General features: G+C 62.9%; 12 protein-coding genes. 3 read left to right on the top strand and 9 right to left on the bottom strand.

Going from position 1 to position 21,817, the window contains the following annotated elements; all coding sequences use genetic code 11:
• Nucleotides 1–13: 13 nt before the first annotated feature.
• Together dpdA and dbpB are read left to right on the top strand one after the other, a co-directional pair.
• Nucleotides 14–1,240 carry a tRNA-guanine transglycosylase DpdA gene (gene dpdA, locus AB0C35_RS24670; protein ID WP_358459909.1) on the top strand — a complete coding sequence of 409 codons (1,227 nt, stop codon included), beginning with the start codon at nt 14–16 and terminating at the stop codon, nt 1,238–1,240.
• Entirely contained in the window at nt 1,237–2,346 is a 1,110-nt protein-coding gene (dbpB, locus tag AB0C35_RS24675; RefSeq protein WP_358459912.1) for a DGQHR domain-containing protein DpdB, read from the top strand. Before dpdA ends, dbpB begins: the two co-directional genes overlap by 4 nt.
• A 146-nt stretch (nt 2,347–2,492) precedes the next feature.
• Here the strand turns inward: dbpB and AB0C35_RS24680 are convergent, their stop codons facing one another.
• The 9 genes from AB0C35_RS24680 to dpdE all read right to left on the bottom strand — a co-directional run bounded on the left by AB0C35_RS24680 (nt 2,493) and on the right by dpdE (nt 20,420).
• Complete coding sequence (locus AB0C35_RS24680; RefSeq protein ID WP_358459915.1) at nt 2,493–2,636, bottom strand: hypothetical protein; 144 nt, start codon at nt 2,634–2,636, stop codon at nt 2,493–2,495.
• Between the two features lie 331 nt (nt 2,637–2,967).
• Nucleotides 2,968–4,932 (bottom strand): protein DpdD, encoded by a 1,965-nt coding sequence (gene dpdD / locus AB0C35_RS24685; protein ID WP_358459918.1) that lies wholly within the window; start codon nt 4,930–4,932, stop codon nt 2,968–2,970.
• Nucleotides 4,929–5,459: a phospholipase D-like domain-containing protein DpdK gene (gene dpdK / locus AB0C35_RS24690; protein ID WP_358459921.1), complete on the bottom strand. Its 531-nt coding sequence runs from the start codon at nt 5,457–5,459 to the stop codon at nt 4,929–4,931. Before dpdK ends, dpdD begins: the two co-directional genes overlap by 4 nt.
• Entirely contained in the window at nt 5,456–9,946 is a 4,491-nt protein-coding gene (dpdJ, locus tag AB0C35_RS24695; protein WP_358459924.1) for a protein DpdJ, read from the bottom strand. Before dpdJ ends, dpdK begins: the two co-directional genes overlap by 4 nt.
• Nucleotides 9,943–10,626, bottom strand: a complete 684-nt coding sequence (locus tag AB0C35_RS24700; RefSeq protein ID WP_358459927.1) for a hypothetical protein — start codon at nt 10,624–10,626, stop codon at nt 9,943–9,945. Before AB0C35_RS24700 ends, dpdJ begins: the two co-directional genes overlap by 4 nt.
• Nucleotides 10,619–13,636, bottom strand: a complete 3,018-nt coding sequence (dpdH, locus tag AB0C35_RS24705; RefSeq protein ID WP_358459930.1) for a protein DpdH — start codon at nt 13,634–13,636, stop codon at nt 10,619–10,621. Before dpdH ends, AB0C35_RS24700 begins: the two co-directional genes overlap by 8 nt.
• Nucleotides 13,629–14,528 (bottom strand): protein DpdG, encoded by a 900-nt coding sequence (dpdG, locus tag AB0C35_RS24710; protein ID WP_358459932.1) that lies wholly within the window; start codon nt 14,526–14,528, stop codon nt 13,629–13,631. The genes dpdH and dpdG overlap by 8 nt, the downstream gene beginning before the upstream one ends.
• Nucleotides 14,528–17,119, bottom strand: coding sequence for a protein DpdF (gene dpdF, locus AB0C35_RS24715; protein WP_358459935.1), 2,592 nt, complete (start codon nt 17,117–17,119; stop codon nt 14,528–14,530). Before dpdF ends, dpdG begins: the two co-directional genes overlap by 1 nt.
• Complete coding sequence (dpdE, locus tag AB0C35_RS24720; RefSeq protein ID WP_358459938.1) at nt 17,106–20,420, bottom strand: protein DpdE; 3,315 nt, start codon at nt 20,418–20,420, stop codon at nt 17,106–17,108. The genes dpdF and dpdE overlap by 14 nt, the downstream gene beginning before the upstream one ends.
• 850 nt (nt 20,421–21,270) lie before the next feature.
• Between dpdE and AB0C35_RS24725 the strand changes: the two genes are divergently transcribed.
• The gene (locus tag AB0C35_RS24725) at nt 21,271–21,603 is read left to right on the top strand and encodes a hypothetical protein (RefSeq protein ID WP_358459941.1); all 333 of its coding nucleotides are present in this window, start codon (nt 21,271–21,273) and stop codon (nt 21,601–21,603) included.
• Nucleotides 21,604–21,817: the final 214 nt, after the last annotated feature.

Here is a 21,817-nt window from a genome sequence, read left to right on the forward strand (position 1 = left end):
CAGTCAAGACCAGGTGAGCCCGACGTACGATTTTCATAATGAAGAATATTCGCCATACCGCGTGCGACAGCGGGACGACAAGTACGCACATGAGGTCCTGGCCGAACGGCCCTATCACGGAATGCTGGTCAGCAAGGCCATTGTGGACGGCTCAGTGCGGGGCTCTGGAAAGTACACGATGCCACAACGGGAGCGGCTGTATAGGCTGGGTGTGCAAAAGTACTTTAGGCTCCCCGACAACTTCACCACACTCGGCGACTGTGGCGCCTTCAACTATATTGATGAAGTTGACCCACCGTACAGCGTCCCCGAGGTGGTCGATTTCTATGAGAGTTGTGGATTTCAAGAGGGAGTTAGCGTCGACCATGTGATCTTCCATTATGATCCAGACGCTACAGAGTTGACCGTACCGGCGAAGTGGTCTAAGCGACGTGAGATCACCCTCCAGTACGCAAGTGACTTCTTCGATGAGGTGAAAAACCGGGGCAATCCTATCGTCCCGATGGGCGCCGCCCAGGGATGGAGTCCCGCCAGTTACGCTGACAGCGTCCGCCGACTCGAAGAGATGGGTTATCGACGCATCGCGCTCGGGGGAATGGTGCCGTTGCGGACGCAGGAGATCTTGGACTGTCTCTATGAGGTAGACAAGGTGCGGGAGAACGCAGAACTGCATTTGCTGGGAATCACTCGGGTCGGCACCATCGAAGAGTTCGCCACTCTCGGGGTCACCAGCTTTGACAGCACATCGCCGTTCCGGCAGTCGTTCATGGACGACAAGAACAACTACCACACCGCTGATGGCGCTCATATGGCCATCAGGATCCCGCAGGTCGACGGCAATCCCGCACTGAAGCGCAAGATACTGGCCGGTGAAGTGTCGCAAACCGACGCGAAGCGGCTCGAACGCGAGACGCTTCGCCTGCTGCGGGCTTACGACGAAGGCGATGCCCCCCTAGAGAAGGTGCTCGAAACCCTCCGCGAGTATGAGCAACTGGTCGAGGGCGACAAGATGGATCCCAACAAGAAGAATGCCAAGAAGCCTCGCATTTCCAAATATGAGGTTCTCCTCCAAGAGAAGCCATGGAAGACATGTAACTGCGGGTTGTGTAGCAAGCTTGGTATTGAAATAGCCATCTTCCGGGGCACAGAACGCAATAAAAGCCGTGGCTTCCACAACCTCGCCATCTTCGCCGCCAAGATTCAGCACGTCGGCCGTGCACCTAGTCAGGAGAACCAATGACCGACCAGCAAACGCTTCGTCTTCCGGCGCTGGAGGTTCGGCAGGGTGATCGCCGCATTTACTGCTTCGCGGTGGACGGCAAGCGGTTGCACGAGTTCGCAGCTGTATCGCGAATCCGGCGTGACGACCAAGAGGAGTTGCACGGCTACCAGCGTCCCGAGGTCTCCAACCACATCAAGGCGATCAAACGGTACTTGGAATCCCCCTCGGCGATGTTGCCGAACGCGATCGTGCTGGCGTTCGACAGCCGGGTGAAGTTCGAGGCTACGGCCCCAGAGGCCGGCGGGGGCTACTCCGCGCCCGGCGAGTTGATCATTCCTGTGGACGAGGAGCTTCCCGAAGATCAAAAGCCCGCTTGGTTGGTGGACGGACAGCAGCGGAGCGCTGCCATTCGGGAGGCGGAGGTCGACACGTTCCCAGTTGCGGCTGTGGGCTTCATCGCCGATGACGAGGCGGAGCAGCGTGCCCAGTTCATCCTGGTCAACAACACCAAGCCGCTTCCCAAGGGCCTAATCCATGAACTGCTGCCCAACACAAAGGGCCACCTGCCGCCGGGGTATGCCCGCCGTCAGTTGCCGGCGGTGCTCATGACCCGGCTCAACGGGACCGCAGCCGGCCCGTTCTACAAGGCGATCGCGACCCCGACCTCGCCGGACGGCTACATCAAGGACAACAGCGTCCTGAAGATGATCGAGAACAGCATGTATGAGGGAGCGCTCTACCAGTACCGCGATGAGCGGGGTGGTGGAGACGTCGAACGTATGTTGCTCCACCTCAACACGTTCTGGGGCCTGGTCAAGGAGGTCTTCCCGAACGCCTGGAGCAAGCCGCCCCGTTCTTCCCGGCTGACCCACGGCGTCGGCATCCAGGGCATGGGTTACGTAATGGACAAGCTCACCGAAGACGAGCCGGCCGAGGAGCTCGACCGCGGACACATCCTTGAAAAGCTGAAGAACATCGAGGTCGTAGCGGCCTGGACCGAGGGAAGCTGGCACTTCGGCAGGGACGAGGAACGCAGGTGGAACGGCCTGCAGAACACCCCTAACGATGTGAAGTGGCTGACCAAGGGCCTACTCGTCATGGTCGACCAGAACCCGCTGTTCTGAGCTCCTTCGCTCGCCCTCGATGGCCAACAGGACGGCTCGCTGCCCTGCCCCCTACGGGGAGCAGGGCAGCAATCTTTGCCTCCATCCCCGTCCCGACTACCGCTTTGGACCAGTCACAGTCCGTCGTGGTCGCGAAACCCCTGCCATCAGCCCAGGTCTGTCCACTCCCGCTCCAGCAGTCCGCAGAGGACGCAGACCGACCCCCCGTCCTCGTCTGCCTCCTCGAAGACGTGGAGGCACGGCAGCGCGTCCGGATTTGACTCCCACGGCTCGTCCGGGTAGTACAGCATGCGGATCCTTCCCCCACCGGCATGCGTGTCGGTGGCTGCAAAAAAGGGGTCCATAGAGCCGGTGGAAGGCTGCCACCTTCCACCGGCTCGCCTTGGCGATTTTGTGCATGCTTCGCCTTTTGGTCGCCGAGTAGACCGTATTCTATTTTCGGGCAAACTTAATAGAGTGTTCGAACCACTCCCTTCACGTCGCACGTCAGTGCAGGTTTTAGATACACTTCTCCCTACTTTTGGATGGCAAATAAATTACCACACCTTGTGCCCACTTACTCGCATATGCCCAGCCAAGGCTTGGCTGACCAGATGCGGCCAGGGTGCCGGTGGCACATGACTATTGCTGGGCAAAGCCCTTCATGGCTGCGGTGAGAAGCGACGACGAACCGCTTCCGTTAGCGTAGAAGACGGCGCGCTTACTCTTTGCGTGCTCCCGGATGAAGCCTGTCGCGGCGTGCTTGGCGCATCGGACCGCGAGGGCGATGACGTCAGAGTTCTGCGCCTTTTCCTTAAGGGCTGGACTGCCGACTTTGTCGTGCGAAAGGTGCACTCGCAGATCCGGGAACTGCCGACCTATTTCCTCCGCGACCCGCTTTAGTACTCCCTCGTCCAGGGAGTAGAGCAGCACGGTGCGGCCCGAGAGGTCCTGCACCGTCTCTTCTGGGTCGTCCGGAGTCTGCCAGGTTAGGCCGAGGTCTAGTTCCTTGGAGAGTTGCCGGGCGAAGGCGTGCGTGCTGGTTGACAGTCGGTTCTGATGACGATGTATGGGGTCAAGAATGCCGAGAGCAAGGGTGAGCCGAGCGTTTTCATCGGGGCACGGCATGCGTACGAGCAGGTCAACAAGGTCGAGGGCGATGTCTGCTTGCTCTACCGAGCACCACCGGCTAACAGTGTCCAGCAACTCTTGGAGTAGTCCGTGGTACGCGGCCTGAGACGGTCCGGTCCTGAAAAACGCGTCGGCGAGGGCGGTGAGGGTGAGTAGGTCCCCCGGCGAAAACCTGTCGGCGAGCAGTGCGTAGTCGATGAAAACGCGGGCTGTCCGGGGGACACTCGAATGATAGTCAAGCGCCTCAAGAATAATGCCTACACGTATCCATGCTCTTGACCACTCACTGTCACTAAGACGGCTAAGATAATCGGAAAGCTGACCATCGACGTCAGACAGCGATTCCCAATCGCGCCATGCTTCGCTTTCTCTTACGTTCTCGACTTCTGATATCGAAGCAGATTCGAAAAGGTCAAGCCAAGGGGAGATAGTCGAAGATTCTGTAGATGTAGAAGTGTATTGAGGAGGTTCTGGCTGCACGGCTTTGAAGGGAGCAAGTGCACGGGCCGTTGTCAGCAAGGCTTCAGGGAGGGCCGCCGTGGTCGACTCGCTGTCCACCAGATCCGCGAGCATCACCGCAAGGTGTTCGGCGTCTCCCCGGCCGATGGCCGCGGTGAGGAGAACGGCCACAGCCTCGGGGCCACAGTGGGTCGCCCCTTCGCGGACTGGGAGCGAGATTCTGATGTTGGAGAGAGCGGCGACGGCCGCGTCGATGTCGCCGTCGTCCAACGGTGCGGCGAGGGCCGTCGTGTAGACGGCGTTGAGCACTGCTTCCTTGACCGGGCGCGGAGGGTTCTGCGCGAGCACGTAGGAAAGCCGGGGCATGCTGAGCAGTTCACTGCTGAGGCCGAGGCGGTCAAACCGCTTGATGCGCAGATGAGCAAGGTTCGTCGCGTTGATTCCGCCCCGGTTGACGATCTGCTGATAGATCGCTTCCGATGTCATGCTGCCGCCCGCTGCCAAAGCAGCGTCGAAGTCAGAGATGAGACGCCCCAAAGGACGTGCCAAGGCCCAGGACCGGGTCGGTGCCTTCCTGCTGAGGTCGCGCATCTTCTGCAGAGCGTTGCGCAATTCTCTGCGTTTTTGGTCATTGTTGATGCTGCTCACTCGGAAAACAGTGGCAGTTTCACCTTCAATGAACTCGGAAACCGCCTTGTCAAGTGGATCGGAAAGGTCGAGTTCATAGGGAACCCTGTCCCCGGTGCGGGCGTAACTCGCTCCAGCGAAGGCGGCGATGAGTTCCTGCACCTGGCGTGTGCTGATGGAGCGCCTGGCGACGACGTATACGTACGCCAGGTCATCTGACATGTGGGCGCGCGGCAGGACGATCAGGTCATCGTCTGCTCTGGTTTGCTCGCGCAGTGCCACTACGGCTGACTCGTATCTTGCGATGTCGTTGGGCTCGGAAAGGAATACTTCGAGGAACTTCGCCAGCCTAGAAGGGTCGAACTTGTCTACTGAAGCAGTGGTCGTCACTTCCCCTCCCAACGGTCTGCAAAATCCATGAGAGCCTTGGCTATCTTAGCCGAGTTCGTCGTGTAATTGACAGACTCGTCATTGACACCGAGACCGTTCCGAGTGAAGTTCATGGAACCTTCGATTAGCCACGAATTGGTGCACAGAGTCTTTTCGTGAGCCACCTCGCCATCGGTGATATGCGGCTCAGGGGTATCACCGGCCGCCCGGCGAAGTTGGTTGGCGAATACCTCGTTCCGGGGCAGGCGCATCGTGACCAGATTGACAAACGTGCCACGGCGGTGGATGGCGCCCAGAACATGGGAGAGGTTGGCTACGGCCGGGAAGTCGTCGCCGAGCAACGCGTCATACGCTCCGTAGGAGTTGTCGATGACCGGGACTTCGGTGACCCATCCCGACACAAGCCACAATGTGCGGCCTTCCGACACGGGACGCACCAGTTCCGAGAGCAGCGCGGCCCGCATGACCGAGTCCACCGTGATGCCGGTCGCCCGGCTGGGGCGGATGTTGCGTTCAGTTTCGATCACTGATCCACCTCTCGAAGCACCACGCGCACCAGGAACCGTTCTCCTGCCCGGCTCACCGCATCGACCTCGCCGTGCAGGCGGAGCACATCACGGTCGACCGTGATCAAGGGAACCAGCGTCAGCGCATCGCCTAGTGCTCCGCGCTCATGCACCGGGCAGACCAGATCGACCGCGCCGGCTTCGGCCATCCCCTGTTCGTACTGTCCCTCCCAGCCTGGCTGAGTGATGTCAATGCGGGGCAGTCGTTCGTCAAGCGCCGCCTCCACGAGCAGCCGGTCAAGGACGACCGGCTGCTCCAGCGGGGTAAACGGCTGGTAATGCCGGAGGTGGTAACTGCGGGCCTGCGAACCTCGCGGCCACAGCATGCTGAACGCCTGGTCTGCACGGAGTCGGCGCTCTCCGGTCCGGATGGTTCCGGTGCCCACCGCGTAGGCGATGACCCGCGCATCGACCTCAAACCCGAGCCGGTGTTCGGCGTCGGTCCACGCGTCGAGCAGTCGCAGCGTCTCCGCATCGGTGCCGGGACCGCTGCCCGGCCGGAGCACGCGGGTTGACAGGGTCGCGACAGCGCTGTGCCGGGGCGGGCCGTCGAGTTTGGTCCAAGCGACCCGGATCTCCCGGAGTGCCGTCTCGGTCTCAACGATGGAGATGGCATCGCGCATCGCCTGGACGGCCACCGCCGCGATGCCGTCGGGTTCTTCATCGACAATGTTGCGCAGCAGCCGGGTGACGGCCGCGTCGGTGTACTCGTACTCGTTGGGCTTGAGCGCCGCGATGACGGTGGACCAGAAGCGCTGTGGCGCGACGGAGTAGACGTGCACGAGTTGCTCAATCACGCTGAGCCCCCCGACGGAGGTCTCACTGAGCCAGATCGTTGCGGGACCGTCCGGGTCCTGACCCGGGATCACGTCCACGATCACGTCGTTCTCCTGGGCGTCGGGGCACAGTCGCAGCGTCGCCGCGAGCATCGCGGCTGCCATAGTGTCCTGGTAGCCCCGCCGCGCGAACTGCTGGGTCCGCTCGGCGATGTCCTTGGCAAAGAGCAACTCCCCAGCACGGTTGAGTGCGTCCACCACGGGCTGCTCCTGGCTCAACTCCCGAAGCCCCTTCACCAGCCGGGTTTCGGTGAGAGCGTCGGTCGTGGTGTCCTCGGAGCGGTACAGCACTTGAAGGATGCGTTCTATCTCATCGCGCCAGGACCCGTCGGACATGGCCGTCCAGATCTCCTGAGCGGTCCGCGAACTCTCCAGTCCCTTTAGGGAGAACGCGGTGAAGTAGATCAGAGCGAGCCAACCTCGTTTGAAGACGTTCGTGAGCTCGACGAGAACTGGATCTTCCTCCACAGCGCGGTAGAAGGCCTGTGATCGCCACTGGGGCGAGCGCAGGTATTTTTGAACCTGAGGCAGATCCAGGTCGATCTGCGGGAGGGTGGCCTTGAAGGCGTCGACAAGCAGTTCGAAGCCCAGAGCGGCGGGGGAGCCCTGGTAGGTGTACCGCACCCGGCTCCGGTGCTCGTTGCCGCGGCCAATGGCGACGGTGGCGTCCGCGCCGAACGCCATACGCCGGACGGAGACGGGATTTCCGCCAGCATGCGTCCGAAAGCCGATCTGCACGTCCTTCAGCCAAGACGAGGACGCCGCGGCTTCAAGGTTGTTGCCCTGCGCGTTCGGAGACTCCGCGATGTCGGTGGCCCACAGAGGCGTGCCCTGGGAGCGATCCTCGATCTCCTTGGGAGGGACTTCCAACTTGATGCGGTACGGCCTGAGGACGGTGAGGGTTTCACCGGGGCCGTTGTATCCCCGCCACTGACCCTCGACCTGAAACTCGCTGAGGAAACCCGATTCGAGTTCGATCTCGGTGTCGGAGTCCAGTGGCACTGGGAGCCACGACCGATCACGGTCGCCGCGGTAGCCGTACCGCATACTGACCCGCCCCGGCACAGCCTCGCGCAGCGCCCGGGCGACCGGCATCCGCTCCTCCTCACCGGACTTGCCGGAGCCGAAGGGCAATTCGAACTCCACTTCCGGAAGGTTGAGCGGAGCGAACAGCGACTGGGTCACGAACTCGGGCAGCAGCGTGTACGGCGCGGCCCCGGGATCAGAGCGCACGGGACGCCAACGTGTTGCCAGGCGGCGCAGGGCGGTGGGAACCACAGCAAGCATGAGTGACCGGGGTTGTTCCCACATGAGGGCCTGCGCCTCGTCGGCGCTGATCTTCAGAGCCTTCTGCAGGTACTGGGCGAGACTGTCCTGGCGTGGGCTGTTCTCCGGGTCCTCGTCGAGCAGGTCCTTCAGTTCCTGCACGACGGAGTTGTGGGCTGGATACTCCGGGTACGAGCCGGCGGGGGCTGCCAACAGACTCCGGACATTGAGCCGGTGGCCGAGCGAAGGCATGAGTTTCCACTGCAGCCAGTCCAGGACAACCTGCGCCGCCTGGACTTTGAGGACGTACCGGTTGTGGATCGGCAGGCTGCTAGCCGTGACCTGTGGAGCGAACAAGGTCTCGTACGCCTGGTAGGTGAGGCGGTCACGCCCGTAGTCGGACAAGGTGACGACAGTTAGCGGCCTCGTCCTGCGCTGTCGTCCGGCGCGACCGCGCCGCTGGATGAACGACGACGCGTCGTGGGGAGCCTTGTGCTGCATGATCAGGCCGACGCGAGGATCGTTGAATCCGACCTCCAGCGACGCGGTGGCGACGATGAGCCGGGCGTCGAGGCTCACCCCGGCGTCCTGGGACGAGGTACGTCCGATCTTGAGTTCGCCCATTCTCAGTTCGGGATCGAGAACGGAACCGATCTTTTCGACAAGATCCCAGGACTGACCGTCTTGATAGCGCTCCGCACGGTGGCCGGCGCCAGGTGAACGCAGCCCCGCGAGCACCTTGCGCTGGTGCCGAGGACCTGTGCCCTGGCCTTCTGCGTCGCGGAGGTTACGGTAGTACCGGTTCGTCACATCGAGATCGTCAGTGAAGAGAAAACCGGTAGAGCCGTAGAGCCCTTCCCTGCCCCGGGGATCAAGGACCCGGCCGAAGAGCATGGCGGCCTGAATCGACGTGGAGAGCAGGCTTGCGCCGGAGAGCGGGTCGCCGCGGAGGGCCAGCGCGTATTCGCGCCCTTCCTCCTCCATGTCCTTCGAGTCCGGTTCGATGTGCGTGACATCGGTCTCGGGAAGCCCAGTCAACTGTGCGAAGAACCGCTGCGCTTCCCGCAGCGTTGCGCTCAGGCCGACGAACGACACCGGCTTGTGAACGGCGTTCCGCCACCGTCGCAGGAGAAGAGCAACCTGCGCGCCGTGCACGCCGGTATAGGTGTGAACCTCGTCCAGCAACACTACGCGCGGAGTGCGTCCGCCTACCCAGCCGAGCAGTTTGCCCAACTTCGGGTCGGTGCTGTTGCGGTTCAGCATCTCGGTGGTAGTGAACAGGAGGTCCGGCGGCCTGGCGTTGAGCGAGTTGCGCGTCAGTGCGAGTTGCTCGGACCTGATCTCGTGACCGCACTCCACACAGCGAAGGCCCTCAACCTTCGCAGCGTGCTTCTCAGCAGGCCAGATCAGGAGACCCACCGTGCAACTGGGGCAGGTGAGATAGGGGCAGACGAAGCCGTCCGTCCGGCGCTTCCAAGCGCGTGCGGCGGGGGTCTTCCTGGTCAGGTCGTCAACGGACCAGATGACGTCGCCATAGAGCACACCGATCCGCAACGGCCGCCGATGCTGCTGTCCTGGCGTCTGCTCGATCCGATCAACGTTGGCCAACGCCTCGCGCAACTGGTCCCGAAGAAGTTCCTTACGCGGGTAGAGCGCCAGCGTATGGACGTAGGCGGCGGTGGGGCGAGCGGTGGCGCCGATGTCGGTCAGCGTGGGCAGGTAGAAGGAGAGGGTCTTGCCGCTACCAGTGCCGGCTCCGACGATCACGCCGGACGACCTTTTGAGGGAGAACGCGGTGTAGATGGCTTTGGTCGCGTCCACCTGGAAACGGGAGAGGTTCCATCCGCTCATCAAGGCAGTGGCGATCCCGTCCTGGAGCGGACCCCATCCGTAGAGCCCGCTGAACTCAGTGAGCGCGGCGGACGGAGAGATGTTCCGCTTGGGGTACCGACGTTTGGCGACGTGCAGCCGGTAGTCGGCGACCAGCCGCGCACCCCGCTGCCACCAGCCGAGATCGGGGTACTGCTGGTTCTTCCCCTGCTGGTAGGGGAAAAGCTGGCGCAGTTGGCTTGCCAGGCGCAGCGCTTCCGCAAAGCGTGTGCGGTAGCGCGGAGGTGAAGTGAAAGGTATCTGGTGCAGCAGGCTCAGCCCCAGCAGCCAGTCGACGACCTGACGAGCAGTTGCATCAGGTGCACCCGGATGTGTGGCCAAAGCGTCCTCGATGATGTCGAGGACTTCCTCCTCAGAGAGCGCGCCATTCGTCGCCCCCCAGGAAAGTACCGGGAACTCCAAGTCTTCGAGTCGGTCGAGCAGATGACCGGCGAACCGCCATTCCACGTCGGTCACGACAACTTCCTCTTCAACTCAATCTGCGGGTCCATCGCATGGGCGCGCAGCAGCGCGATCTCCTCGTCGGCGACGTCGGCGAGAGTGACGCCTCCGTTGTTGAGCCTGTTCAGCAGAGCAAGAAGTTCGGCGGGAACGTCCGGGGCCTGCTGAAGTTCCTCGGAAAGCAGGGCGTGCTGGTTGATGAATCCAGTGATCTGGGGAATGTCCGGTGACGGGGAGGCTGCAGTCACTTTGAGCGACTTCAACAGCATTCTTGCCTGTTCCTGCTGCTTTTGGCCAAGCATCGCGATCCCGCTAAGTTTGAGTTCGGCAAGTTGGTCCTCCGCCCAGCCCTTCCACTGCACCTGGATCGCGGTGGCCAACGCGTCCGCGGTGCTCTTGAGGCGGCGTTCGGCGTGGCCGAACGCCTGGTTCGACGGAAAACCGCGGTCAGCATGCTTGGCCAGTTCCTTGTACCCCTGGCCGAGCATCGAGAGGTCGATGCTGGCTTCCGTTCGCTCGATGAGGAACTGCGCGGTCCTCGTCAACATCCGCAACTTGCCGATTGCCGCACTGAGCGAGTGGACGCGGTTCTGTACCCGCTCCGCCTCGTGCGCTCCTGCCTGGCTCAGGTAGATGCGGTTGGCTTCGAACTGGAGGCGGGTCGCCTTTTCAAGGACGGAAGTATTCTCAAACATTGTTCCCCTGCGTTTCGATCAGCGAGGTCCAGTCGCCCAGCACGTTCGTCATGGCCGTGACCGCCGCGTCACCGGAGGTGTCGCTGCGGCGAGCAGCGACCGCAAGCGCCGAAGATAGCCACTGGTCCGCCTGCCTCAAGAACTCGCTGATCGTCATGAGCGCCGCACCCCGGTCGGGAGCTACCGCCAGCAGCACGGCATCCAGTGCGCGTGGGTCATCGCTGGAGGTGGCCGCGTTGATGTCCTTCTCAAGGGCTGCCACGGCCCTCCAGTCGGCGGACTCCGCCGAAGCGAGAAGTGCTCGCAACTGATCGTGTTGTCCTGGTCCGAGGCCGACCTTCTCCGCCTCGGTCAACGCCGACCGGACCTGCTTCACGACTTCTGGTCCGCTTTCGTCTTGGGCGAAGGTCTTCCGGATCTCGTTCATCCCGAGCGCGAGCGCGTCGAACTGCTCCATGACGTGGGAATTCCAGCTGCCGAAGCCGGCGACCGCAGGCTTCACCCAGGAGGGAAGCTTCTCCGGGGTTTCCCATGTCCAAGTCCGCTGTGCGTCTCGCAGAAGCGGAAATACGCGAGCAGCATCGATCATCTGCACCGCGCCGGTGCCCTGCGCCACGCCGAGTGCGGCACGCAGCCGCTCAACGAGCGGGCGACGCCCTCCCAGATGTATTTCGAGAAGACTGCGCCAACCGTCGGTCCGGAGCGCGATGTCACCGCGCCGCCAGGTGGCGCCGTCGTCCAGGGCCACCGCGAGGAGTTCCTCAACGCTCATCTTCGGTGCGGCCTTGCCAGCCAAAGCCGCACCGATGAGAGAGGCGCGCAACCCGATCGTGAGTTCCTCATCGGAGATCTCCATGTGCCGTACGATGGCTTCGGAGAGTTTGCTCCGAGAGTCGTCGGCGATCTTGGCCAGGCGGCGGATGTGCTCTCCGCGTGCCTCGGTGCTGCCTTCCTTGGCCAGATAGAGGCTCTGGAAGAACTGGCTGTTCACTGGGGTGCGCGTGAACTTGATCGGGGCACGGTCAGTGCCGGGAAGGCGCTCGATGCTGCCTTCGATGGAGACCACCGTGGCCTGGTTCGACCAGGCGTTGCCAAGTGCGCTGCGCGAAAGCTCTCGCATCAATGGCGCCGACCAGTCGTAGCGCCGGAAGACAGTGTCAGCGACGATGCTTCGGATCGCACCCGCTATGTCCTGCGGAAGGACTTCCTGGCGCTGGGTCCAGTCTTCGAGGGCCTGAATCCTTCGCTGCTGAGAGGGAGACAACCCCCCTGTGCTCGGGGGCTGGATTTCTTTCTCGAGATTTGGCTTGGTAACAGGCCGCGGCATGCCGTTGTTGTTGGGGAGAGGCTGGAGGTCGAACGCCTTCAGTACTGCACTGTCGATCTGGCTGGGATCACTGGGCGCATCCCCCCAGAATTCGAGCAAGATCTTGCGCCGGTCAGGACTGACCTTGTCGACGTTATCGATCTCTCCTTCTAGCGCGGTGGACAGGGGCGAGTCGATGGAAGCGGTACGGAACCGCTCCTTGACGCGTTTGCTGGGGAACTCGCCCCTGGTAATCTCGCGGGCATGCTCGATGAGGACGGGACGGACGACATTACTGAGAACGGTCCGAGGGACGAAAGCCCATGGCTCGTTGCTTGGAGCAACCGAATGGACCATACGCTTAAGCGCCGATTCGTTGAAGGGGTAGAGGCCGTAGCCTTCCTCAGTGCTGCCGAACGCTTCGTGGCACGACTTCTGGAACGGACATATCGTGCATTTGTTGGGGACGGTCTGCAGGCCCGCCTGCTCCAGTTTCTGATAACCCATCCGAGCGGCGTTGAGGTAGCGGCCGACAAACGAGGTGATCTGAGCGCCGCCGTCGTCCTCCTTGCTGAAGACCCGGTCCAGGTCATAGATGTGGCCGCCCGTCGCCGCGGCAACGCGAGTCAACACCGTCTCCGGCAGTTCGCGGAAGTAACCGGTGGTGATCGCCATTAGCGTTCGCATCGGCGCGTAGCGCTGCTTGCCCTCGCGGGTCGCAGCCTCAGTGAGTGCCTCCAGCAATTCGCGCTGCACACCCTGGACGAGGGCGAAGTCCTCGACCAGCAGAATGATCTCTTTGCGCTGCCGCGCGTACGCTTCACGGACCTGGAGCATTGCCTCGAAGAGACGGCCGCCTCCGAGGTTGGCGACGCTGCCGACCGCCGTATCCATATGCAGATTGATCAAGTCGACAGCCGCGCTCTGTAGGTCGGGCGATGAAATCATCTTGCCCAGGAGAGTCGCGGGAATCCGGGCGGCTTCTCTGATGTCACCGACCGCCAACGGAAGGTCATCGATATCGAAGCCCTGTGTCCTGTCCGGGGCTCCTGCGGTGCGGTTGTTGAGGAGCTGTGACGCCAGGGTCGGGATGAAACCGCCCTTGGCCAGGATGTAGTCCTGAATATAAGGGTCTTGCAGAATCGTCGCCAAGCCCTTGGGACCTGCCAGGCTGCGCGCCGATCCTTGCATGTCCCTCGGCGACGTGGCGGCAAGCGCTTCGTTGAGGGCATTGACGAGTCGGCGTGCTAGCGCGGTCTCGTCCAGCCCACTACTAAAGGAGTTGATGTCGGCGCGTAGTTTGTCCAGAGACTCGTCCTGGACACCGCTCAGCAACTCCTCGATGACGGCCTTGAGGCTGGTCCGCGACTTCTCTAGGTAGATGACCTGGTACTTGTCGTTGTCGCGGATATTCTCTCGCACCCACCGGACCAGGTGCGACTTGCCGGAGCCGGAGTCGCCGACGATCGGCATGAGCAGGGTGCCGGTGTCCGCCTTCCTCGTCAGAAAGTCCTTGAGGACGTCCTCTTCGCCGACCTCGATGTCCTCTCGAATCAGGTCGCGTCCCCGTACGGCAGCCTGCCGGATGCGGAGCGGCGCATGTGTCGCGAGGAAGACGGCCGGAGACGGGTTGACCGCTTCGGTGTTGATGGTTGCGGAGGCGGTCTCGGGATCCCAACACAGTGTGTTGTGGAGGTCAGACATGGAGGTCCTTGAGGATCTTGATCGTGCTGTATGCGCGGGGCGAATCCGGCCGATCAGGGTCGTGAACGAGCAGAAAGTTTCGAGCGTCCGCGTCGCGCTCCAACGTCAGCCAGCCTTCTTCCGAGCCGCGGAGGAGAGCATGCGAGAGCGCAGGCCCCGCAGACATGTCTGCGGGGGCGGGAAGACCAACCGCCAGCGAATACTCACCTCCCGGCAGCACTGGAAGTTCCTCGCGCAAGCCGCGCAGCAATTCGGCACTGGTCAATGTCGCGTCCGGTTTCCACCGGGAGAAGATGGTCTGCCGTACGGCACGCGTGCAGTCCGGGACCAGATAGTTGGCTGAGTTGCTCGTCGCCAGTGCGGCGGCGGCGAACCCGAGCGCGGGCGCCCAAGTGGTGAACCGTGCCCACCGGGTGTCGTTGATGACGGCAAGGGTGCCGGCCTCCTCGGACAAGGCACCTTGCTGGACCTGCTGAACCGAGGCCCAGTTGAACGCAGGCCCAGTGGGGTCCTGGGTGAGGAACCAACTGAGCGCGCGGCAAAGGTCTCGGGGACCGACCTGGCTGGCATTGGCGCCAATCTCAGTGTTGACGGGGCGATCGAGGACCGCATCGCGCAGCACTTTGACGAACTCGATGTAGTCCTTGCCGGTCAGGTTCCGCGCAGCACCCACGAGTTCCAGCGTGCCGTTCTCGTGGCTTGTGAGAAGTTTCAGGCCCTCAAGAGTCGACACCGCATCGTTGAAGGCCCCACCCTTCTCCCCTCCGATGGAGGGGGGGACAAGCAACGCCTTTGCCTTCTCAGCGCTGTAGGGCCGTTCTTCGGTGGCGAGCAGCCGCACGGTGGCCCAGAGGAACGCTGGCAGGGAGTCATTGACGTTGAGCAGGGACATTAAAGGGACCTCAGTGCGGTTTCGATGGAGATGTTGGCGCTGTGCATATCGATGAGACGGGACATCGGCTTGTCTGGATGAATGAGATGGTCCGGGTGGAGGAGATAGGTCATTCCTCCACCGTCGATCCGATCACGCTCGGCGGTGCTCAGCGATATATCCGAGTCCTCAAGAACCCACAGGAGCGGCCGGCGGTCATCGTGGAGGAGTTCCTCATCAGCATCCAGGATGAGCGGCTCGGGTGACACGTCGCGCTGGATTGCCGTGAGCAGGGGAGCCGCGCCCGGACCGCCGAGCACGTGCACACCGCGCCGGACGAGTTGCTCCACCAGTTGACCGAGCAGACGATGCTCTGGGCTCTCGGCCTTCCACCAGATGCTCAGGAACGACGTATTGGGCCCCAGGAAGCCGCTGAGCGGGGCCGACGAGGTCGGGGGCCAATAGGCCAGAGCCGGATGGGGCTGTGCGGCCATGCGGTAAAAACGCCCCGCTTCTAGTGGTTCGAGTTGCCGGCGGCAATGCGGACACCCCCGGCACACTGCCGAAGTACGCAGGACCCCGCGTTCCACGGGGAGCAGGTAGTACTGGGCCAGCACGTCGGCGATGCAGCGGTCGCTGCGGATCGCCTTCCGCAGTTGGTTCAGTGCATCCTGCTGACTGTCGATGATGCGCGTCCTCGTGTCGTCAATCTTCCGCTCGAAGTAGGCCGGATCGTTCGTCTGGCCGTCCATGAGCCGTACGTCGACGCGGGACGGCAGGGTCTCGTAATACAGAGCGAGGCGTGCTTCCCATGCGGCGTCGGGCTCGCCCTCCCCTTGGACCGGAACTTTGGGGGCCGTCACCTCGATCATGTGGGCGCGGGACATTAGGTTGAGCGTTTTGGTGTTCCAGTCGCGGTTCTTGCCGTAGCCGACCGCCATGCGCGGGGGAACCATGTCGAGGTCCAGTTGGTAGGTGCCATCCGCTTCACCCAGGCGGTTCTGGAAGAGCGCAGACCAGCGGCCCCACGCCGTGTCGGCCCTGAGGATCGCATTCTTATTCAACTTCTCGGCGAGATAAAAGTCGCCAGGGGCATTGGCCATGTAGGCCAGCGACGGGTTCCCGTCGCGTCCACCCCGCCCAACCTCCTGGTAGTAGCGGTCCACTGTCTCGGGCACACACGCGTGCACAACCGTCCGGACATCCGCAAGGTCGATTCCCAGCCCGAAGGCCGAGGTCCCTACGATGATGTCAAAGCGGGTCGAAACAGGGCCGCCAGCGGTCCGTCCTGCCCAGCCCTTCATGGCAGCGCCGCGCTGCTCAGGGGTTGATTCGCCGGTGACATGGGTAACGCGCCGCAGACCGCGATCGTAGAACTCCTCAGCCCACAGGCGGGCGTCCTCAACACGGGTTACATAGAGGATCGCGGGCCGAGGCAGACGCGTCAGCGCTTCCACGATGGCGGAGCGGCGACTCTTCTCGTCGGGGAACGTGTCGATGTAGTAGCTGGGCTCGCTGCGGAGTTGTGAAGCCCAGACGACCTGTGTGGCCCCGGGCTGCCCGAAGAGGTTCTCCAGCGTCTCAACCTGCTGGGCCGTGAGCGTCGCGCTCATCGCGACAGTGCGCGGTTCCCGGCCGGCCGGAGCGCGGCGCAACCAGTTACGGTGCTGATTGGCGATCGTCTGAAAGGTGGGCCGGAAGTCGTTCCCCCACTGTTCGACCAGGTGGGCCTCGTCAATGACGAAATAGCGCAGGTAGCCGTTCTCGGCTGCGATGTCTAGCGCCTTCTGCAGCCCAGTGGAGATCGCCTCGGGCGAGGTGAACAGCACCGTCTGCCGACCGTTGGCCACATCGTCCCTCATCTGCCGCTTGGTCTCCTCGGCGAGAGAACCGGTATAGGCGTAGTGGCCGCTGGGTGCTTCAACCCCTCGTCTCCGCAGCAACTCGCGAGTTCGGCGTTCCATATCGAGTGCTAGCACCACCGTGGGCACTACGACGATGGACGCTCCGCCGAGTTTCTGGCCAAGCAGGATGGGGGCGAGCGCCACTGGGGTCTTGCCGTGCCCTGTGGGCAGGCACACGATCGTGGTGCTGCCGGGGGGCGCCAGCACCACGGAACGGGCGGCCTGCCGTTGGCCGATGGAGTAGTACCGCTCGTACCCCAGGGCTTCCGACCAGAAAGGGTCGCCTGGTGTGCCGTCGAGCCGACGCCGAAGCGATGACTCCGGCCCTAGAGCAACCTCCTTCATGTCATGTTCCGCGGCGGTGGGGGCCCATCCGGCCGGTACCCTTGGAGACCAGAACTGCGCGGTGACGTTTAGCCTCCCAGGCGAGACCAACTGAGCTTGGCAGCCGCCCTCCCACCACTGGGCCTCAGTGGGCAGCAGCGAATCGCTGGGAACGGTCAATGGAGTCTCATTACCGCGGACCCTCGCGCTCAGCAGGATCTGCCGGGTCAACGCCACGATGTCACGCCAGCCCGAATCGCCGTTCGGCAGATCGGCGAGGGAGTCGGCCAGTCTTCGGACGGTTCCGCCGGCGTTGTCGAGCGCCGTGGTGCCCGGCCATGCCGCAAAGAGCCGTCGAGCCTCATCCCACTCACTGAACGGCACTGCCGATCCTTTCCAGCCCGGCGCGGACGATGCAGGTCACCGCTACGACCTTGATCACGGGGGTGGTCAACCCCTTGGTCAGCGCCTCGGTGACGGCCACATCGGTCAGCAGGCTCTCGGTGTCGCCGAGCAGATGCCCGGCGGCCTTGCGGGTCTGCGCCTGCGCCTCGATGACCGCGATATGCCGCAAAGCCTGGCTCTGGGCCTGGGCGCAGCGCTGCTCTAGGTCGGTGACATCCGCGAGATGCTTGCGCGCAGCCTGTTCCGCCCGTTCCGCAGTTTCGCGGTAGCCGTCCCAGCCGCCGAAGATCTCGATCAGCCCGGGGAGGCGGGCGGCGTTGTAGTTCTTGTCCCGCCGCTTGTCATAGGGCTGGTCGAGCCAGACGATCGCGCCCTTGTGCGTCAGCGGCGTGGCCACACCGGCTTCGATCCACACTTTCAAGGTGAAGGGCGCGAGCAGCCGGTCGCCCTGACGCCGCAGTGCCGCCGCGACATGAGGCTGGTCGCCGACGAACTCCTGAGCCGCAGAGAGGTCGGCTTCAACCAGGAAATCGAAGCCGAAGTAAGGGACCGGGGCGTCCTGGTGCCGCCGGTCGATCCGGCGGAAGGCCGAAGCCTGCCCGCGGTCATCGTGGTAGATCGCCGTTGAGAGAGCGTCCACCAGCGGATTTCCGGACCGGAAAGGGCGGGTTGCGGGTGACCGCACCGCCACCGAACGGTTGAAAACCCCCTGCGTCGCAGCAGCAGGAATCTGGGCCCGCATGTCACGCCAGTGCCGGGGATCGATCAACGGTTGAGACCCCGCCAAATCGAAGACCTGCTGCTTGTTCCCGGCAATGGTCCGTACGGCAGTGCGGAGTTTAACTCCGCCCGCGCCCCCGGTGTAGTCGAGCATGGCACTCTGTGCGCTCTTCCACCCGTACTCGAACACCTGCAGATCGGCAGCGATGTTCCGCTCCTCCAAGGTGTGGTCATGGATCGCCTCGAGCATGTCCATCTTGTCGATTTCCTCGCGCACCTTCTTCAGTTCCGCGCTGACAGCCTCGGTTCTGTTGGTGAAGCCTTCCACACCGGATTCCAATGCGCCCGACCAAGTTGCCGTGAGACCTGTCGCGATCGCGTCCTGAAGTGTTGACACCGAGTCATCGAAGACGCCATACCCCTCCGTCAGCAGCGTCGTCCAGGACTCAGGCAGGGAGTCTTCGGCGAACGGATCACCCACCCTGAACTGGGCCACGGCCATGATTTGACCGGGAAAGCTGGTGTCGCGATAGCGGTCGATTCGGCCGAGCCGCTGTTCGAGTCGGTTCGGGGACCATGGCAACCGGATGTGAACAGCGGCGTCGGCGACCTGGAGGTTCAGGCCGTCTTCGGCTGAGTCGTCAACGACGAGTACAGCGGGCTGAGGAGTGCCTTGGCCGGTTTCGGCGCGGCCGGCCCAGCAGGTCACGGCCTGCTCGGACTTCTCCGGGCCAGAACGCTGAGTGTGCTCGAAGACGGAGACAGACGGGAAACGTTGCCGGAGCCGGTCGGCCAACTGCCCGCCCAACTGCCCCGGGCCGCAGAACACCACTGCTCTCTTACGGCCCTTGAGCCCAGGGAGAATCGTCGAGATCAGTTCATCGAGAGACCGCTCGCTCTTGAGGCCAGCGGCCTCAGCGTGGAGATCGTCGAAAATCGCCCGCTCGACATCGAGGATGTCGGGTCCGCTGAGCAGCGCACGTTCTTCAGCGGTCAGCCCGGCTCGCCCTGCAGCGATGGCCTCGCCCTCCAGGCGCCAGGCAAGCGCGTCCAGGAAGTCCTGATGGTGGCCGGTGGCCCGAGAAGTCAGGACCGCGAGCGCCATGGCGTAGTTGGGCTTATCGTCCTCACGCTCGTGGTCCACGAGGTGGTCCCAGACACCGGAGCGCCATCCAGCCAGGCCAGCCCGCAGCATCTCGTCCACGCCGCCGCGCGGTGGCAGCGGCTGGGGGGTTCGGCGGCCGCGAACTTCGTAAGGCAGGAAGTCGGATTCGGGGTCGTCCTTCAGGACCGTCGACCGGCGGTGCCGGATGACGCGCCGGTGCAGCCGGTACGCCTCGCTGATGTGGGCGCGTAGTCCTTCAGTGCGGGCCTTCAATTCCGCAAGGTCGGCGTCGGGCCGGAGTTCATCTTGTTCGTCTAGCAACTCCAGAACGGCCCTGCTGAGATCAGCGCAGCGTGTGTCCTCCGCAGGGACGATTTCGAGGATCTCTTCGATCGCGGTGGGAAGCATATAGGTGAACTCGGCGTCGAGGTTGTTGACGCTGTCCGCCAAACGGGAACGCAACCGGTGCTTGTGCTCGAAGGCCTCCTGATCGCTCCACTGGTAGAGGACGGGGTCAAGCAGGTGCAACATTCCGAGTTGGGTGGTGCGGTGCGACATCACGGGCGTTGCGGACAGCAGCAGCAACCGCGGCGACGAGTGCGCGAGAGCCGCAAGTTCGCGGTAGGGCGAGGTGTTGGGGTCAGAAGTGGCGGCCAACTGGTGAGCCTCGTCCACCACGACGAGATCGCTGCCATGGTGGTCCGCCCACCGCTCCGGCGCCTCGTGCGCGAGGATCTTGATCACGGCCATGGGGAAGTCGTCGGTGAAGAATTTTTCAACGAGTTCCCTGCCCCACTGGCGCCTCAGCACATCGGGGGTCAGCACGCAGATCTTGGCGTGCGGGTCATCGATCAGCGTTTGCCGGATAATATGTCCGGTCTCGATTGTCTTCCCCAGGCCGACCTCGTCGGCGAGCAGATACCGTTGCACCGGGTCGGAGAGCACGGTGAGGGCAGTATTCACCTGATGCGGAAAGATTTCGCTGCCGGCGGAAAGCAAGGCGGGAATGCTGGCACTCGCGGCGCGCTGCTCGACGAGATTCCGCAGGAACGGCATGCGTGCGTTGTAGTAATAGGCAGACTCGTTGCCGCCGGAGGTGAGGACCGAGACCGGATCGACCACGGGACGGTCCCAGCGCACGCGTAGTTCTTGCTCGGAAACGGGAAAGTGGGAAGTGTAGTTCGGGAACTGCACGTAGTACTTGCCGTCTACATGTCCCTTGATTCGCCCGGCCAGCCAGTCTCCAGTATCTGGCCTTCGCCAGAAAATCCTGGTTTCCAGGTCCAAGGACGTGCGGCGGCACTGGTCGGCCAGTACCCACTGCGTGGCTGCCCGCGGGGTGGCGACGGACTCGAAGAACTCAACGCATATTTTTGCTCCGTCAACTTCGATAACTCGCCCGACACCGGGTGAACTTCGGTACTCAACGAGTTCACCAACGGCTAGACGCGCCATTAACCGCTCCCTTCCTCTCATCCTGAGACAACCCGCGTGGATGGGCGGGCAGGGCTTCGTGCCCACTACCTGATGACCAGCGGTGAGTGCGCTTAGGCGGGGGTCGTACTGGAGGCCGTTCGTGGGACGGTGGGAGCCGACCGTACCCGTACGAGGAGACACCAAGTCGGCGCGTTGCGCCAGTGCATCGGACGTGATCGGACATAATCGGACCTGTCTCCTGGCCTGAAGCGGCCCTGTCCTCGCCGAAGCCGTCACCGTCCGCTATCGTACGTGCACTTCACCGGACGATTCCGGACATCCCTGGACAGGACATGTGGGGGCTGTGGTGGGGCAGGACGGGGCGGGACTGGACCCGCGGCGGATCGAGTCTGTCGGCGACATGGTCGAAATGCTGGAGGCTCTCAGGCGCCGAGCAGACAAATCGATACGGAGTATCGAGCGCTGGGGAAAGCGGAACGGATACCCATTGGCGCGCAGCACCATCAGTGACGTACTCGCGAAGAAGCGTGCACCTCGCAAGAATTTTGTGTCTGGCTTTGTCAGGGCGTGCGGTGTTGACCGTAGTGCTGTGGACCCGTGGGTGGTGGCATGGGAACGCCTTCAGACAGGGCTGGCGTCTGGAAGTGGAAGGTCTACCACTTCTGCACCTCGCCCCCCTGGAGACTCGGGCATTCTATGGGTAGGCGATTCCTATCTTAGTGACTATAACTGGAGCGAGACATTTTCACGCAGCAGAAATCTTGATATTCTCGTTGCATATGGGCAGACTTGGCGGAACTTTCATGCTCGGCATCTGATCTCCTTTGCCGCACGTCCAGAGAACAGAATGAGAGTCTATCTTCCGAACATGGAGGATTCCGACACTCTCCGTCCCCTGGCTTGGAGGTTCGACACAGAGATAGATCGTCTGAAGGGAAAAATCGGAGACGCCTGCAAATTCTACGAAAGAATCAGCGTATCTGGTGGAGCGCAGATAGAGGTCTACTTCCGCTCCGGCGAGTTCCTGTTCAGCGCATACCGATTCGATGATTTCTCGGTCGTCACACTCTACAGTCACACGCGGACCCGAGCTTCAGCTCCACCAGCGCTCGTGTGCGGCACCGGTAGCGTGGATGACTTCCTCAGCGAGCAGTTCAGGGTGATCCATCAGGAGAGCCGCCGGGTCTTCCCAGCTGAATGAGGGCTATCAGCGGCCGCTGTGTCCGATAGAGCCATTGCAGAGGGCTCTGCGCTGACGCGATCACCCTGATATGGGATCTGCCCACCGGATGCCCGGCTCGTTGGTTCGTCGGTCACCTGCCAGAGGTCTGTACGGTTATCTGACACTCCGCCGGTATTCTGTTCGGCTTTGCTCCGCGATGCACCATTTGCGAACCTGACGCGCGTCCGTGGGG

This window comes from Spirillospora sp. NPDC048819, from assembly GCF_040650055.1.
Taxonomy (GTDB): Bacteria; Actinomycetota; Actinomycetes; order Streptosporangiales; family Streptosporangiaceae; genus Spirillospora.